Genomic DNA, 17,060 nt, shown 5'->3' on the forward strand with positions numbered 1-17,060 from the left:
TTTGTTTTATGTCTCAATCATTGGACCATAAAAAGGGCTCCATAAAGGAGCCTGCTTGGAATCGAGATTACTAAGCCAAAACCGGGTCGCAATATCGTCTCCATCTTCAGCATATAAGCCGCCTTGGATGTCGTTGTTCTGGACCCGGGTCTGAAGCTCAGCGCGGAGTTGCGGTTTCTTCAGGAAGGGTTGGCAGCCAGATTTTCGGGGTTTGGGATACGATCCATTCCAATGAGTTGGTATCGTTCTGATGTTTGACTGAATGCGGGATTTTTAACAAGAAACAAAAACCGCTGACACCGATTTTTAAAATGATTTTTTTATTCTGAACCCGTCTCAAATCATCATTGGGAGGATCGATCGAATGCGAAAACCCGTCATCTTTTTTCTCACATTGTTCCTGATGTTCAGTTTGGTTGTCTTGCCGGACTCCTCGGTTCAAGCGGCTACCTACACGAGTACGGTGGAGTATGTCAAAGACGGGGACACCATTCTGTTGACGAAGCCGGTTAACGGGACTCGGGAAGTGCGTTTGGTCGGAATCGATGCGCCGGAGACCTTTACGGTGGATGGAAAAGATCCCGGAAACCAGGTGGAACACGGTGAAGACGCCACCGCTTACTTGGAGCAGTTGTTACCCAAAGGGACTTCGGTCACCATGGTCACGGATCAGGAAGAGATGGATGGATCCGGCCGTTTGCTTGCCTATGTGTATAAGGACGGAATGGATGTCAATGAAGAAATGTTACGGCAAGGCCATGCCGTCACCTACGTGATTTGGCCCAACACCCATGACACCACCCGGTTTGAAGCCTATCGGGATGCCATGTTGGATGCGGAAAGCAAGGGGCTGGGGGTTTGGGATCCGAACAATCCCTTGGAGGAACTTCCATTTGAATATCGGGATCGGATGTTTGATGAAGAGCAGGACAAATATGTCGGCGATTTCTACACCCGTGAATATGTCGATCCGCTGGATTACGAACAAATTCCGATGGAGAACCGTGTCTTCTTCTTTACGGAACAAGACGCTTTGGATGCCGGATATACCCATCAATAAGAGGTGTTTCAGTTGAAAAAAATCTTCTCCTTCATGGGTTTGTTGGCTCTCCTTACCACTCTTTTCACGGTGGTTCCTCAGGATGCACACGCAAATACTTATAACGCCACCATTGATTATGTTGTCGACGGAGACACGGTTTATCTCAACGAAGAAATTCTGGGAACCAAAAAAGTCCGGCTGTTGTCCATCGACGCCCCGGAGACCAATTACTACGGGGAAAGCCAAGATCCGTGGGGGCCGAATGCCACAGAGTACTTGGAACAACTCCTTCCCCCGGGAACTCCGGTTACCATTGAAACCGACACCGAGGAATTAGACGCCTACGGCCGTCTGTTGGCCCATGTCTGGAAAGGGGATCTGGACGTCAACGAAGACATGCTCCGTCAGGGCCATGCGGTGACGTATTACATCTGGCCTAACATGAAATATTTCGAGGAATACCGTTCGGCCATGTTGGAGGCGAAAGAGGCCGGTCGCAACATCTGGGATCCGGACCATCCGATGACGGAGCTTCCCTTTGAATTTCGGGATCGGGTCTCCGGGGATGAACAAGACAAATATGTCGGTGATTATTACACGAAGGAGTACGTTCAACCGGCCGATTACAAACAAGTCCCAATGGAAAACCGCGTCTTCTTCTTTACGGAACAAGATGCCCAAGATGCCGGATACACCCCCGCAGATGACGGCAGCACGACGCCTTCCGGTCTGGTGATCAATGAGGTGTTGCCCGCCCATCAAAATTACGCGCATGAGTTCATCGAGATTTACAATGGCAGTGACCGGACAGTGGATCTCTCCGGCTATGTGATCGATGACATCGTGGGTGGCGGAAGCAGTCCTTACACCATTCCGGACGGTACTTCCCTGGCTCCGGGGGAGTATTACGTCTGGACCACCGAGTATTACTTCAACAATGACGGAGATGACGTCACCCTGTCAGACCCCAACGGGAACATGGTGGACCAATACACCTACAGCTCCACCGACTATGACATGTCTTGGCATCGTTCTCCGGATGGAGGAAGCTGGTCCAGCATCCAAGCCAGCCCCACTGAAGGTACGGCCAATCCTTAATAAACATACCTCACTTCATGCAGGGTTTTCCCATGAAAAAACCACCCTATACAGGGAGCGCAGCCGCAAGGGATTAAATATAAACCCGCCTCGTTTGGGCGGGCTTTTTAAGTTGGGTTTTTTCAGCGGGGATTCAGGAACATCGCCTTCGATCCCTTCCCGTCGATCCAGACAATCCTTGATGAGAAGGTAAATGATCTTTGCGTTGACCTGTTTTTGTCTTGTCAGAGGGAACACCTCACGTCCAAACTTGGTTTGCTGTTGCTTGGTACCTGGAAGCTTTACCATGATCAATTGCACACGCTTGTGTTTGTGGTCTCGAAAATCGCCTTGAAAGACTCTGACAGTCATTCGTTCTTCCCTACCCCGACGGGTCCAACTTTTCCGGTGAACGCTTCCTGTGACTGTATCGTTTGGGGGTCAAGGGAGTCAGCGGGGGTCGATGGACCCTGCTGCGGGGTTTGAATTCATCTCATCCTGTCAAAACTGGTGAAAGTCTCCGAAAATCATTCGAAGGAGTCTTTCCGGTATGTTATATATGATTCTTGAGTTAATCGTCGGCTTTATCGTCCTTTTTCTCGTCACCAAAATCCTGGGCAAGGTCCAGATCAGCCAGCTCAGCCCGTTCTATTTCGTCTCCGCGATTGTCTTGGGAGAGTTGTTGGGCAATGCCGTCTACGACAAGGAAGTGGGTCTTCTATCCATTTTGTCCGCCCTCATACTGTGGGGACTGATGATTCTCACCGTTGCGAAGATAACCACAAAGTTCCCGAAGACAAGGAGTCTGTTGGAAGGGAATCCCTCCATCGTGATCCGTAACGGAGTGGTGGATCGGAAGGAGTTGAAAAAAAACAATCTCGATCTGAACCAATTGCAGAACCTCATTCGTCATCAGAACGTCTTTTCCATACGGAAAGTCGCTTATGCGATTCTGGAGACCGACGGAAGATTAACGGTTCTCAAACAGTGGAACGACTCCACTCCCACCCGTGCCGATCTGAATCTGCCGCCTCAACCGGTTAACCTGCCGGTGACATTGATTATCGACGGAAAGATTTTACGGGACAATCTGCAGGCCATCGGATGGACGGAACAACGGCTGCAATCTGAACTCCGGGCACAGGGCGTGAAAAAGGTGGAGGATGTGTTTTTTTCCGAATGGTTGGAAGGAGACGGACTGCATGTGGTTCCGTTGGAAGCCCCATCCTGAAACGGTCTCCGGGTTGGGCTCTTTCCACACCCCCGTCAGGGGGATTTGATCTCATCGGATTCCCGAAAATTCGTCATGGAACCCGATCACGCGGTGGTGATGCCATTTCCCCCGGCTGGGTGGGCAGGGGGTTTTTATTTTTTCGAAAAAATCCTACTGGATGAACGTCGTTGATCCGTGTTACGATCAAACCGTAAACCATATATATTTATAAGTTTACAATTGAGGAGGAACCCCGTTGAACCGCACCGAAACCTGCTTCACCTACGAAGAGCTCCTTGAAAAGAACCGGCAGTATCTGTGGAATCCGTTCACCCAGATGAAGGAGTATTTGAGCGATCAACCGGTCATCGTGGAGCGCGGAAATGGAGTCAAGTTGGTGGATGTGGAGGGAAAGGAATATTGGGACGGGAATGCCTCCGTCTGGTTAAACCCGTTGGGTCACAACCGTCGGGAACTGAATGAAGCGATCACCGAACAGTTGCAAAAGATCGCCCATTCCACCCTGTTGGGGTGTTCCAATGTTCCCGCCATTCAGTTGGCGGAGAAATTGGTGGAAATCACTCCCGCCCGGTTGCAAAAGGTCTTTTATTCCGACAGCGGGGCGGAGGCGGTGGAAATTGCCCTGAAAATGGCCTGTTTATATTGGAAGCACCGGGGACGCCCGGAAAAGACGACCTTTTTGAGCATGCGGAACGCCTATCACGGGGATACCGTCGGTGCCGTGAGTGTGGGGGGAATCGATCTGTTTCACGCGGCCTACGGTGCCTTGCTGTTTTCGACGGAAAAAGTGTCCTATCCTTACCCCTACCGTTTTGACGGGTCGGTGGAAGCCTGCAAAGAAGCCTGTCTGGAGGAACTGGAACAACGTCTTCGCGGGAAAGGGGACGAAATCGCCGGCGTGGTGGTCGAGCCGATGGTGCAGGGAGCCGGAGGGATCATCCTGATGCCGCCGGGATACCTGAAAGAGGTGGAGAAACTCTGCCGTAAACATGGCGTTTTGTTGATTGCCGACGAGGTGGCCACCGGTTTCGGAAGAACCGGCCGGATGTTCGCCTGTGAACACGAAGGGGTGGAACCGGATCTGATGACCCTGGGGAAAAAACTGACAGGGGGCTACCTTCCGGTGGCGGCCACGCTCACTTCAGACGAAGTCTACGATGCCTTTTTCGGGGACCATCGGGAGGCCAAAACCTTTTTCCACGGTCATTCCTACACCGGCAACCAACTCGGCTGTGCCGTGGCCTTGGAAAATCTGGCGATTTATGAGAGAGAGGGCATTGTGGAGCATGTGCAACAAACGGCTCCCAAGCTTGCGGAAATGCTCCGGCCCCTCTCCGAGCTTGCGCACGTGGGGGAGGTCCGGCAATTGGGCTTTACCGTGGGCATCGAACTGGTCCGTGACAAAGCGGCCCGAACCCCCTATGCCTGGGAAGAGGCGATCGGGAACCGGGTATGCCGCCGGGCACGGGAGCTGGGGATGCTTACCCGGCCGCTCGGACACGTGATTACCTTTATGCCTCCTCTCATCTCCCGGGAAGAGGAGCTGCAGGCCATGGTGGACATCCTGATCCGCTCGGTGCGGGAAGTGACGGAGGAATGAGCGGAAGCGGATTGATGGTCACTGCCACGGACACCGAAGTGGGAAAAACCTGGGTCACGGCGGGGTTGTCCCTGGCCTTGCAGTCCCGGGGGGTGAAGACGGGAGTTTTCAAACCGGTCCAGAGCGGCCATCTCCGGGAGCATCCCAAGGGAGACGGGATGAGGTTGAAAAGCTGGACCGGAGTGGACGATCCCATCGAATCAATCGTTCCCTACAGTTATTCCCTGCCCGTGGCGCCGGGGCTGGCGGCCGAACTGGAGGGGACCGCGATCGATCGGGAGGTGATTCTGCGCTCTTTGGATTCTTTGGCCCGGAAATACGATGGTGTGCTGGTGGAAGGCGCCGGGGGATGGATGACGCCGCTGGGAGAGAGCTGGACCATCGCGGATCTGGCCCGGGAGATTGGCTGGCCGGTGCTGATCGTGGCCCGGCCCGACCTGGGAACCGTGAACCACACCGCGCTGACGGTCCGGGCGATTCGTTCCACCGGTCTGGAGGTGGCCGGCGTTGTCCTCAACGGTGGATACCGGGCCGACGACCCCAGTGTCGATCATAATCCCCGCCTGATCGAATCCTTCGCCGGGGTACCGGTTCTGGGCCGGCTGCCTTGGTTGGAGGATCCCGGGAAAGAAAGACTCCGACAAGCCGTCCTGCAAAACCTGGATCTGGAACCGGTTCAAGCTTCGATCCGGCTAAAGAAAGGGGGATCTTCCGGTGTCGGTCCGGGATGAAAGTTTCCGGGGGGAGTTGCAACAGCTGCACCGGGCGATCTTCTAACCTCCGACCGGTGTCGGACGCGGCTTCCCCCGCGTTGACACGCGGGGGGAAGCGCCGGATCAACTTTTCTTCGAATTATTGGGGGGCCGGTAAAGTCTCAGGAATGGAAGGACTGAATAAAGATCGATCAGGATACGGAAAACGGTTGCGGTTTGCATGGATCTCCCATGGCTTACGGCAGTCACAACCGGGATATTCCGGGGCCTGTCCTTCGGATGATCTTTTCCCCTGATAGAAATAAGAGGAAAGTTTTTTGAACCGAATTCATGTCATAATGGTCATAAGCAAGGTGCAGAAGGGGGAAAGGTGGCTTGACGGAGAAGCAAAAGGAACGGTTGAAATTGTTAAAAGCGTTGGAAGCACAGATTGATTCAGAACAACGGATCACATGGTCCCTCATGGATCCGGAACATGAAAACGAGAGCAACCTTCTTCGGCAGAACCTGAAGCAGGCCAAGGAAATCGTGAATCACATTTTTCGGTACCTTCAAAAGGAGAGGGAACAAAACCAGGTCCAAGGGATGGGAAAAGTGGACCAGGTGGAAAAGGAGCACCTCATCGTCCAGGCATTGTGGGAACAGGTGCGGTCGATGGGGTTGTTGCTGGACATGCTGGGTGACAATCCGGAGTTAAAGGACGAGGAAATGGAGCTCCGATGGTTAACCACCCATATGAGGAGCTGCCTGCGAAAAGCAGGGAAGAAGCTGCCCGACCCGGTCGATGAATTTTTGGAAGAGATCCTGCAATGCAAAAACAAAGGAATCATAAAGTAAGTGGTTCAATCGGAATGACCGGCCTGAAGTCGAGTAAGGCCTGTTTTTAGGATCGGAATGGGTCAGGCCCCCCTAAATCGAATTCACAGTCATTCTTGTGTTTCCGACCGAAATGGCAGGGAATGAATGTCAAACATTGAGATCATCCTGTCCAATCTGCTGAATGTGAAAAATTAAAAGCGGAATACACGGTCGAGATAGGCCGTAAAAAAAACCACCCCGTCAACGATCCGACGGGGTGGTTTGGTATTCCAAATGCACTTTATTCCGGTCGGTACCGGAGGGGCTATCGAATGGAGTATTTATTCATTTTGTAAAGCAACCGTTGTTTTGAGATCGAAAGGATTCGGGCTGCACCCGTGATTTGTCCGCTGGATTGTTCCAAAGCGGACAGGATCAATTGTTTTTCGAGTTGTTCCAGATGCTCAGGCAAGGAGAGGGAAGGGTGCCATTGATCAGGAATTTCCTGGTTCTCCTTTTGTTTAATGTGTTTGATTTCCGGGGGAAAGTCATCAATGGACAACTGATTCCCGCTACATAGAACGGCAGCCCGTTCCACAGCGTTTTCCAATTCTCGAACATTACCGGGCCAATCATAATCGATCAAAATATTTCTCAGCTCAGATGAAAGGTGAAAAGATTTGTTGTATTTTGTCCGGTTCTTCTCCAAAAAGGTCTCGATCAGAATGGGGATGTCTTCTTTCCGCTCCCGTAATGGAGGAACATAGATGTCCACGATGTTTAACCGGTAGTACAGATCTTCCCGAAAAGCTCCCTCTTCGACCCTTTTTTTTAAGTCGCGGTTGGTTGCGGCGATAATGCGGACATCGACTTTTTCCAACGTGTTGCTTCCTAACCGCATAAACGATTTTTCCTGGATGACTTGCAACAGTTTTCCCTGCAAGGAAGGGGGAATTTCCCCGATTTCATCCAAGAAGATCGTTCCTTCGTGCGCTGCTGCAAATTTACCTTTTCGGCTGGAATGGGCCCCCGTAAAGGATCCCTTTTCATATCCGAACAGCTCGCTTTCCAAAAGCTGTTCAGGGATTGCCGCACAGTTGACGGAGATAAAGGGCTTTTTTTCTCTTTCGCTCAGCTGGTGAACCATGCGCGCAATCAAACTTTTCCCTGTGCCGCTCTCCCCCTCAAGCAAAATGGTTGCATTCGTATTTGCCGCCCGCTCCACCATTTCAAAAATACGCTTCATCGACGAACTGACGCCGATCACGTTTCCCTCGGATTGAATTTGTTGTAATGTTTCTTTCAAGTAGACGTTTTCCCGTTTCATTTTTAGCCACTCAGTGGCTTTATCGATTACGACCTGCATTTCATCCAATTTAGCCGGCTTTACGATATAATCGAATGCACCGGCCTTCATTGCCGTCACAGCACTTTCCACATCGCTGTATGCGGTCATGATAACAAACAGTTTTTCCGGATAGAGAGGAACAAATTCCTGTAATAAATCGATCCCCGTCGTGTCCGGCAGCTTTAAATCGAGAAAAATAATATCGGCTTTCGTCTTGATCAGTTTTTTGCGTGCTTCCCCCCCGTTGAAAGCCGTGTGGACCTCGTACCCTTTTTTTCTGAATGAAGAGGCGAGAATGCGCAACAGCTGGATTTCGTCGTCGACAAACAACAGGGTGTTCAAGTTAAGCCCCCCTTCTCCTTCGGCAATTGAATGGTGATTGTCATTCCTTTATGTTCTGTGCTGGATGCCCACACCCTTCCTCCATGGTGTGTAATAATTTCATGGGCGATGGACAGACCCAAACCAGTACCTTCGTTTTTTGTGGAAAAGAGTGGGTTGAATATCCACTTGAGCTGCGGCTCGGGTATGCCTTTGCCGGTGTCCGCAATTTCTATCTGCCAATACCCGGATTGTTCAAGTAATCGGAAACGGATCTCTCCACCCTGATCCATCGCCTGCAGGCTGTTTAACAGGATATTGAGAAACACTTGGATCAGTTGATCTTTGTTCCCGTAGACAGGGGCTTCCCGCACTTCGTATTGTTTGTGTATGGTGATTCCTTGGTCATTTAATTTCTTCCGAAAAAGGTTCAGCAGTTCCTCAAACACATGGATGAGATCGATTCTCTCTCTGTTGTGCACATCGGATCCTTTGGTCAATTTTAAAAAATCAGTAAGTAATCGGTTCATTCTGTCGGAAGATTCCAGAATATTATCTGTCAGCTCTTCCATTTCTTTATTTTCCAATTCACTCTCGTTCAGTTCCATTTGGATCGCTTCCACGGCGGCTTGAATGATACTGAGAGGGTTTTTGATTTCATGGGCGATACCGGCTGTCAATTGGCCCATGGAAGCGAGTCGTTCGCTCCGTTTCAAATGTTCCTCCAATTTTTTCATTTGACTTACATCCCGGATCACGAGGATGGTCCCGATGAGCTCTTGATTCTCCCCTCGAAAAAGGGAAGAGTAGATGATGACATCGTGTTTTTGTTTGTCTTTATCGAATATATAGCTTTCGATTTCTTCGAATGCCCGGCCTTCCCGCAACGTTTTCCAAGAGATAAATTCCTCTTTGCTGTCCTTTAACGGCAACTCATAAATATATTTACCGATCACTTCTTCTTTTTCATAGAGGGTCAGATTTTCCGCACCTTTGTTCATTGTTGTGACTTTCCCGTCTTGATCGGTTGTGATCACACCGTAAGGGATCGATTCCAGAATGTAGTAGAGTCTTCTCTCTTTTTCAGTCAATTGGTTGGCCATCTGTTCCATTACCGTCGATAAATCTTTCAGTTCGTCTTTCGTGTCCAAAAAATCGAATTTTCTCCGTTTGCCTTCTTTATATTCCTTCACCTGTTTGATTAACTGTAATATCGGCTTTACTACCCGGGATGTGCCGAAGACCGTCAGGAAGGTTGCGATGAATAAAACAATGGAAAATCCCTGAAGCATGAGAGTGCGTACATCACGAGCCGGTTCCATTGCCTGATCGATGGTCTCTCCCGTCAGCAAGCCCATCTCACCCAACAACATGGGCCTGTATGCGACGATCCAGTCTTCCCCCGATAGTTTTCCTTCCCACATGCCAAACCGATCTTTTTGAAGATGGTTTGTCAATGTATGACTTTCAAAAGGCTTTCCGATCCTCTTCATGTCGCTGTCCCCGATTATCGAACCGTTTCGGTCCACGATGATGTTGGTTCCTTTCTTTCCGATGGCGAATTCTTTTAAATAATCGGAGAGCGTATTCAGATTGAGGTAAGCAATGACTCCTCCCATGTAATTTCCCTCTTGATCCAGAGTCGGGTAAGCAATGGCAATCGTTTTGGTGCCGTCCGGAAGCGTTGTCAAATTGGAGATGTAATGAGTTTTACTCCAAGATAACCGTTGATGGAGTTCAGTGAATTGCAAAGGTTTGGGAAATTGGCGATCCGGCACCCTTACCAACGGGTTTCCCTGTTGGTCGTAAACTTGGATAAAAAGGTACAGGGGTTCATGAGAAACGATGCGTTCCATCTCTTTGAGATAGACGTTCCGTTCCCCCTTCGGATCCTTTGCATAAACCGATACATACCTTAAATCGGTGACTATGCGCTCCATGGTGACACCGATTCTTCTGCTGATCGTACTCGCAATCAACTCATCCCGATATTGGATTTGTCTTTCAAGGGAAGAATTCAGAACCACACTGGTGATCCAATAAATCGAAGAGAGTGTAAATAATATAACGGCTAAAACGATGATGAAATAACGCTTGGTCAGCTTCGCATTAAATACATTCATGGATCGACCTCTGATTTATCTGTTTTGTAACAAAGTTTTTCATTCATTATACAGGATTGTGCAGAGTGGCGTACAGGAACGGGAAGGACCACGGGCGTTGGCATCCAAATTGCTATTGAATCGGGGAAGGAGATGTTTTTGGGGTTCATTGATGGAAATCATAACGTAGATGGACTCTTATGCCTGCCTCATTACTTTCTTCCCTATTCCGATCATTGCAGACGAAGGAGGGGCGGTATGGTGAAACCAGTACCTTTTAAAGCAACCGGCATTCAATTCAATCCGAAATTAAGTGCCAGAGATAAAAACATCGAGGAGTTGTTCCAAGCCGTATGGGAGGCGGCTGGAAACGGATCAAAGCTCATCGTGACTCCGGAAATGGCGACAACGGGCTATACTTATGAGGACCGTGAAGCGATCTCGCCCTTTGTCGATACGTTACCCGGGATCACGACGAACCGGTTTGAATGGATTGCCAGGCAATACGGAGCCTACATTGTTCTGGGGTTGCCGGAGCACGAGCCGGAAACCGGGCTCTATTACAACTCTGCGGCCTTGGTAGGTCCGGACGGATATATCGGGAAATACCGAAAAATGCATCTGTGGGCGACGGAAGAAAATTGGGCCTGCTGGGGGGATTTGGGCTTACCGGTTTATCCGACGGAGATTGGAAATATCGCCATGATGATCTGCATGGATTCTATCTACTTTGAGGCTTCCAGGTTGGCAGCGGTACAGGGAGCGGACATCCTTGCCTTTCCCACCAATTCATCGGGTCAGTCGATCGCATATTTGCAGGCATGGGCAGAAACGAACGGTCTCTACATCGTCAGTGCAAACCGTTCCAACACGGAGAAGGGATACCATATGGTGGGGGCCAGCGCCATATGGTCCCCCAGGGGGGAGAAATTGAAGGAAGCGGATTATCTTCCGTCCCCGAAAGAGGCGGTGGAAGAGACGACTTTCGTCTCAGCCGAAATCGATCCTGCTCTTTACAGAAACGAATCCAAGGACCGGTTGAGAGAAAGGAGGTCCGCTTTGTACAAGGATCTCATGCTGTATGTAGGTCCTTGGGATTACGGTAACAAAGCCCCACATCGTGATATCAGGGCCGCCGCGTTACAATACGAGCCGGTCCCGGGAGACAAACCCGCCAATCTGAAAAAGGTTGAACAGTTGACGAGGGGATCTCTCCATTATCTCGGTTCAGTTCCTTCAGTGACAAAACTGTTGGTATTGCCCGAACTATCCTTCATTGGCCCGGTCAATCACCTGAACCTGGAACAGATCGACGGTCTGGCAGAAGGGATGAAAGGCACCACCGTTTTCGAGATGCAAAAACTGGCTCATACCCATGGGTGCCACATCGTATTCGGGCTGATCGAAAAAGAGAAGGGGAAACTTTATAACTCGGCGGTGATTGTGACACCCGAAGGGAAGATATCAGGGAAATACAGAAAAACCCATTTAGGACCGTCGGACCGACATTGGGCGGTTCCCGGGGATCAAATTTCCGTTTTTTCCACGGAAGAGTTGGGCCGGATCGGCCTCATGATTGGATATGATGCGGGTTTTCCGGAAGTGGCGGGGGTGATGGCGGTCAAAAGGGCTGAGATCGTCGCCGTTCCATCCGCTTGGTGCGGCGATTTCAGTCGGACAGCCGAACCCGGCCCGGCACCTGCCATCAAATACCCACAAGGTGTTCTGACAGCGTGGTCCACCATTGCAAGGAGTGCACAGGCTTGTACCGTCGTAGCCAATTTTGTCGGCACAACATGTGGCTATGGGGGGCGGAGTGCCATTTTCACCCTGGACCATGTTCAGGGGCTGGATCAACCGGTTGTTGCTTCCGGAAAAGGAGAAGAAGTGTTGTGGGGACATTTTCCGACGATCCAATCTGACAGCTGGTTTCATCAAGAACGAGTGAATCGTTCCAGGAGAACACCTTTCTATAAACCGCTGGTTTACCCCATGTTAAGCGGGACGGGAGGAATAGGTCAGGGAGATTTCTTGTCCAATGGCTCTGCGTAAAAAATCTTTTACCAAAGATGACAGGACGGGCATTCTTTATTCCCGTCCAAAACCCTTCCATCTTTCCGGGCAGGGTGCGGAGGGTGAATTTTTTTCAACATCAAAGGGTCAAATAATGTTTACAATTGTAAAAATTATTTGACCTCCATAATCGAAGAGGCCAAGCATCGAGAATTCTTGCAAAGCGGGTCAGCAGCACAATGGAGTTCAGCCTCAAGACAGGGAAAGCCCCGGTATACAGCTAGGCTTTCCTTCTTCTGACCTGACAATCAATCACAAGGATTGTAGGGGTTGGTATTGAATTTGCTTATATCTTTTGGTGTAAGCAAGAAAAGATTTTAGAGACCGAGGGGAGGACAGCCATGTGGAATTGCTGGAGTTTTTCCAACAGCATTGGGGTGAGATGCTGGCAAAGACCCTTGAACACATCCAACTGGTCGGGCTGGCCGTGGGCCTTTCGATTCTGATCGGAGTGCCCTTTGGAATCTACATCAGCCAGAAAGAAAGGCTGGCCAATCTCGTTTTAGCTGTGGCAGGGGTAATCATGACCATTCCAAGCATTGCCTTGTTCGGTATCATGATCCCCATTTTATCCATCATCAACCATGGGATCGGTTTCTTACCAGCCTTTTGTGCCTTGGTTCTCTACTCTCAGCTTCCCATTATCCGGAACACTTATGTTGCCGTGAAAAATGTGGACGCCAATATTCGGGATGCGGCGAAGGGGATGGGGATGACGACAAGGGAACGATTGATTCGGGTGGAAATCCCAATGGCGTTGCCCGTCATTATGGCAGGGGTTCGAATGGCGGTGATCTTAACCATCGGGATTGCTGCCATTGCAGCCTATATCGGGGCCGGCGGGCTGGGGGATTATATCTCCCGGGGCATTTCTACCAGTTACACCACCATGGTGCAGGCAGGAGCGCTCTCCGTGTCTGTACTGGCTCTTGGGTCCGACTTTTTGCTCGGACAAATCCAAAGATGGATTTCGCCCCGGACTGCCGATTCGAAGTAACAGGAAGGGTGAGTTGGATGATCCAGTTCAATAATGTGACCAAAGTGTACCAAAGCGGAGACAAAGAAGTAAAAGCGGTAAACAGGGTCAACCTGTCGGTGGAGAAGGGGGAAATCTGTGTGCTGATCGGCCCTTCCGGCTGCGGCAAGACCACTCTCCTCCGCATGGTAAACCGGATGATCGAAGCGACCGAAGGCCTGATCGAAGTCAACGGAGAGAACATCCAGTCCCTCGATTCGATCCAGTTGCGGCGTTCGATCGGATATGTCATCCAACAGACCGGGTTGTTTCCCAATATGACAATTGAACAGAACGTCTCCGTCGTTCCCCGGCTGTTGGGCTGGGATCGGGTGAAAATCCAACATCGTTATAATGAGCTGATGGATATGATGGGGCTGGACCCTGATGAATATCGCAATCGATATCCCTGGGAGTTATCCGGGGGCCAGCAGCAGCGGATTGGCGTGGCCAGGGCGCTGGCAGCAGACCCTCCGGTGATGCTGATGGACGAACCTTTTGGCGCTCTTGATCCCGTCATTCGGGAGCACCTCCAAAACGAGTTCTTGCGGATACAAAAAACCGTCAAAAAAACCATCCTGTTTGTCAGCCATGATATCGATGAGGCGATCCGACTCGGGGATGCCATCGCCATCTTTAATGCCGGAGAGTTGATGCAGTACGGGACTCCCAACGAAATCCTGTCCAATCCCCGAAATGAATTTGTCAGCCAATTTGTGGGGAGCGACCGGACGTTGAAACGGTTAAACCTCCTGACTGTCGACGATTTGCTTCAGCGGGTGGCAGCTGTCCGTCAAAAAAAACAGAAAAGTTACAAGGAAGCTTGTGGTGGTTCTACGGTGCGTCGGGACTCAGACCTGAGGAATGCCCTGTCTGTTCTGTTATCTTCCCCCACGGGAGCCGCGGCGGTTGTGGACGAAGAAGGAAACGCTTTTGGCAACATCACCATCGCCGATTTTGAAAGGTTGGTGGAGGTGCATCCCGCACAACTCAAATCCATCGTCCAATAAATTCGAAATAGGGAGGGGAGGTACCGATGCCGGAGAAGAAATGGGAAAACGTGGTGCGGGCAGGGCTGTTTCTGGTAATTATCAGTTTTATCGGCTGGGCTTATGTTGCGGGCTCATTCCGGTTTATCGCCGATAACCCGGACGAATTGATCTATCTGTTGGGACAGCATCTGAAGTTGGTCGGCTTGTCCTCCTTTTTGGCGGTCCTCGTCGCTGTTCCCCTGGGAATCTTCATCACCCGGCCCCGCTTTAAGAAATTCGATTGGATCGTCATCAATTTCGCCAACGTGGGTCAAACGGTCCCCAGTTTAGCTGTGCTGGCGCTGGTGATGTCGTACTTAGGACTGGGATATAAAACGGCCGTTTTTGCCCTGTGGTTCTATTCGTTGCTTCCCATCCTGAGAAACACGATCGCGGGGATCGAAAGTGTCAACCCGTCGGTGATCGATGCGGGCAAGGGGATGGGAATGAAACCGTCTCAAATCCTGTGGAAGCTGGAACTTCCCAACGCTTCTTACGCGATCCTGGCGGGAATTCGAACCTCCACGGTCATTAATATCGGAACGGCCGCTCTGGCTTTTCTCATCGGCGGAGGGGGATTGGGCGATTTCATTTTCACGGGGATTTCTCTTTACGATACCGGCATTATGCTGGCGGGTGCGGTTCCTGTAACGATGTTGGCGATTACGATTGATTTTTTGCTGGGCAAGTTGGAAAAACGGATCATTCCAAAAGGGTTGCATTGGGAATCAGACTGATTTAAGGAGGTTCACACCCTTGAATTTTACTTGGCGAAGCTTATGGTTTGCATTGATGATCGTATCTCTCATGATGATGGGAACCGCTTGCGGCAGCAGTATGGGGGACGGTGCCCAATCCGGTGAGATCACCGTTGGCGGAAAAGACTTTACAGAGCAACATCTCCTGACCAAGATTACTTCCATTTATTTGAAGGAAAAGGGGTACAAGGTGAAAGAAGCGGGCAGCATGGGAAGCAGCGTGGCACGGTCCGCTCTGGAAAACGGACAGATCGACATGTACTGGGAGTATACGGGTACCGCCTTAATGGTATTTCTGAAGGAGCCGGCCGAAACCGATCCGGCTGCGGCCTTTAAAAAGGTGAAAAAGCTGGATGCGGAGAATGACCTGGTCTGGTTGGAGCAGGCGGAGTTAAACAATACCTATACAATTCTGATGCGGCAGGATCAAGCCGAAAAGCTGAACATCCGGTCTCTTTCCGATCTGGCTGCGTACGTGAAGAAGAACCCGAAGGCTTTGAGGTTTGCAACCAATGCGGAATTTTATTCCCGTCAGGACGGCATGAAGGGCCTCGAGAAGAAATATGGGTTTCAATTTCCGACCAACCGTGTTAAAAAGATGGATTCCGGGATCTTATACAATGCTCTAAAAGAGAAGCAAGTGGACGTCTCCGTGGGTTTTGCAACGGATGGACGAATCAAAGGGTTTAATTTGGTGTCGTTGGAAGACGATCAAAAGTTCTTCCCCGTCTATCATGCGGCACCGGTCATTCGAAAAGATGTCTTAAGTAAAAATAAAAAGATAGAAGGATTGTTGAATGATCTGGCGAGACGTCTGACAACGGAAAATATGATGGAACTCAATTACAAAGTGGACGTGGACCATCAAAACGAGACAAAAGTCGCCAGGGAATGGCTGGTCTCGGAAAAATTGATTCAAAAATAAAATGAGTGTGGGCAGGCATTCAACCGGAAAACCTCTGAAGTCAGCAGAATGGGCTTGTTCGCGAAACCACGGCCAACGGAGGTCCATTGTTCATGAATGAAAAGAAGATCTCTTTTTACAGTGAAGGCTGTAAGTTGCAGGGTACCCTTTACTTGCCGGATGACATGAAAGAAGGGGACAGACGGCCGGCCATCATTCCCAACTCCGGTTACAACGGCTTTAATGAATTTTATCCCAAGATGTTTGCGAAACGTCTGACGCAGGAGGGCTACATTTGTTTGGGCTTTGACTACCGTGGATTTGCCGACAGCGAAGGGAAGAAGGGGAGGGTAATCCTTTCCGAACAAGTCCAGGACATCGACAACGCGATCACGTTCCTGCAATTGCAGGAGCATGTTGATCGTAACCGGATCGGTTTGATCGGCTGGGGGATGGGTGCTTCCAACGTGATTGAGGTTGCGGTGAAAAACAAGCGCGTTTCAGCGGTAGCCGCGTTAAACGGATTTTACAACGGCGAACGTTGGTTAAAATCGGTACACACCTACAAGTATTGGCGTAATATTCTTGAAACATTGGAAGAAGACCGAAATCGCAGGGTAACCGAAGGAGAATCCCTCTTGGCCGATCCGTTCATTCACTATCCGTTGGATCCGGCGACAGAGTCCTACGTGACCAGAGAATTGGCTTCGGTCAAAGGATTCGGCGAGAAGACCCGGTTGCAATTCACGGAAAGCATCATCGGGATGAATGTGGAAAAACAAGTGAAGGACCTCTCCCCGGTGCCGCTGTTCATCGCCCATGGTTCGGACAATCTGCTCCACCCCTATGAAGAAGCCATTTCGCTTTATGAGGCCGCCCGCGAACCCAAAGAGTTGTATACGATCAACGGCAAACACAATGATTTCATGTATTCCGACCATGAAGAGTTCCTGAAGATGATGGAGAAACTGATCATGTTTTTCGATGGAAGCTTTCGTCATACTTCGCTGGCACAGTCCATCGTGTCATAGTGGAAGGGATGAG

The 17,060-nt window shown here is 50.3% G+C and carries 14 protein-coding genes and 1 pseudogene; 13 read left to right on the plus strand and 2 right to left on the minus strand.

The window, feature by feature from the left end:
• The first annotated feature begins 364 nt into the window (after positions 1 to 364).
• From C8P63_RS03465 to C8P63_RS03500, 6 genes are all read left to right on the plus strand, one after another.
• Complete coding sequence (locus C8P63_RS03465) at positions 365 to 1,060, plus strand: thermonuclease family protein (protein ID WP_108021938.1); 696 nt, start codon at positions 365 to 367, stop codon at positions 1,058 to 1,060.
• 12 nt (positions 1,061 to 1,072) lie between these two features.
• Entirely contained in the window at positions 1,073 to 2,140 is a 1,068-nt protein-coding gene (locus tag C8P63_RS03470) for a lamin tail domain-containing protein (protein ID WP_245920653.1), read from the plus strand.
• Positions 2,141 to 2,669: 529 nt separating this feature from the next.
• A complete protein-coding gene (locus tag C8P63_RS03480) occupies positions 2,670 to 3,350 on the plus strand; it encodes a YetF domain-containing protein (protein ID WP_108021940.1) in 681 nt (226 codons plus the stop codon).
• Between the two features lie 238 nt (positions 3,351 to 3,588).
• Positions 3,589 to 4,953 (plus strand): adenosylmethionine--8-amino-7-oxononanoate transaminase, encoded by a 1,365-nt coding sequence (gene bioA / locus C8P63_RS03485; RefSeq protein WP_108021941.1) that lies wholly within the window; start codon positions 3,589 to 3,591, stop codon positions 4,951 to 4,953.
• Entirely contained in the window at positions 4,950 to 5,684 is a 735-nt protein-coding gene (bioD, locus tag C8P63_RS03490) for a dethiobiotin synthase (RefSeq protein ID WP_108021942.1), read from the plus strand. The genes bioA and bioD overlap by 4 nt, the downstream gene beginning before the upstream one ends.
• A 357-nt stretch (positions 5,685 to 6,041) precedes the next feature.
• Positions 6,042 to 6,503 (plus strand): hypothetical protein, encoded by a 462-nt coding sequence (locus C8P63_RS03500; RefSeq protein ID WP_108021944.1) that lies wholly within the window; start codon positions 6,042 to 6,044, stop codon positions 6,501 to 6,503.
• Between the two features lie 286 nt (positions 6,504 to 6,789).
• Here the strand turns inward: C8P63_RS03500 and C8P63_RS03505 are convergent, their stop codons facing one another.
• Positions 6,790 to 8,154 carry a sigma-54-dependent transcriptional regulator gene (locus C8P63_RS03505; protein WP_108021945.1) on the minus strand — a complete coding sequence of 455 codons (1,365 nt, stop codon included), beginning with the start codon at positions 8,152 to 8,154 and terminating at the stop codon, positions 6,790 to 6,792.
• Positions 8,151 to 10,256: a PAS domain-containing sensor histidine kinase gene (locus C8P63_RS03510; RefSeq protein ID WP_108021946.1), complete on the minus strand. Its 2,106-nt coding sequence runs from the start codon at positions 10,254 to 10,256 to the stop codon at positions 8,151 to 8,153. Before C8P63_RS03510 ends, C8P63_RS03505 begins: the two co-directional genes overlap by 4 nt.
• 237 nt (positions 10,257 to 10,493) lie before the next feature.
• Between C8P63_RS03510 and C8P63_RS03515 the strand changes: the two genes are divergently transcribed.
• The 7 genes and pseudogenes from C8P63_RS03515 to C8P63_RS03540 all read left to right on the plus strand — a co-directional run.
• Positions 10,494 to 12,287 (plus strand): nitrilase-related carbon-nitrogen hydrolase, encoded by a 1,794-nt coding sequence (locus C8P63_RS03515; RefSeq protein WP_108021947.1) that lies wholly within the window; start codon positions 10,494 to 10,496, stop codon positions 12,285 to 12,287.
• The gene (locus C8P63_RS18950) at positions 12,274 to 12,429 is read left to right on the plus strand and encodes a hypothetical protein (protein ID WP_170109475.1); all 156 of its coding nucleotides are present in this window, start codon (positions 12,274 to 12,276) and stop codon (positions 12,427 to 12,429) included. Before C8P63_RS03515 ends, C8P63_RS18950 begins: the two co-directional genes overlap by 14 nt.
• Positions 12,430 to 12,651: 222 nt before the next feature.
• Positions 12,652 to 13,305 carry an ABC transporter permease gene (locus C8P63_RS03520; protein ID WP_281258668.1) on the plus strand — a complete coding sequence of 218 codons (654 nt, stop codon included), beginning with the start codon at positions 12,652 to 12,654 and terminating at the stop codon, positions 13,303 to 13,305.
• Positions 13,306 to 13,322: 17 nt separating this feature from the next.
• A complete protein-coding gene (locus C8P63_RS03525) occupies positions 13,323 to 14,333 on the plus strand; it encodes an ABC transporter ATP-binding protein (protein WP_108021948.1) in 1,011 nt (336 codons plus the stop codon).
• Between the two features lie 26 nt (positions 14,334 to 14,359).
• Entirely contained in the window at positions 14,360 to 15,091 is a 732-nt protein-coding gene (locus C8P63_RS03530; RefSeq protein ID WP_108021949.1) for an ABC transporter permease, read from the plus strand.
• A gap of 19 nt (positions 15,092 to 15,110) precedes the next feature.
• A complete protein-coding gene (locus tag C8P63_RS03535) occupies positions 15,111 to 16,037 on the plus strand; it encodes a glycine betaine ABC transporter substrate-binding protein (protein ID WP_245920654.1) in 927 nt (308 codons plus the stop codon).
• An 80-nt stretch (positions 16,038 to 16,117) separates the two neighbouring features.
• Positions 16,118 to 17,047 (plus strand): annotated as a pseudogene (locus tag C8P63_RS03540) (alpha/beta hydrolase); the annotation flags it as partial.
• Between the last annotated feature and the right edge of the window lie 13 nt (positions 17,048 to 17,060).

Origin of the sequence: Melghirimyces profundicolus (assembly GCF_003054245.1) — a bacterium.
Taxonomy (GTDB): Bacteria; Bacillota; Bacilli; order Thermoactinomycetales; family DSM-45169; genus Melghirimyces; species Melghirimyces profundicolus.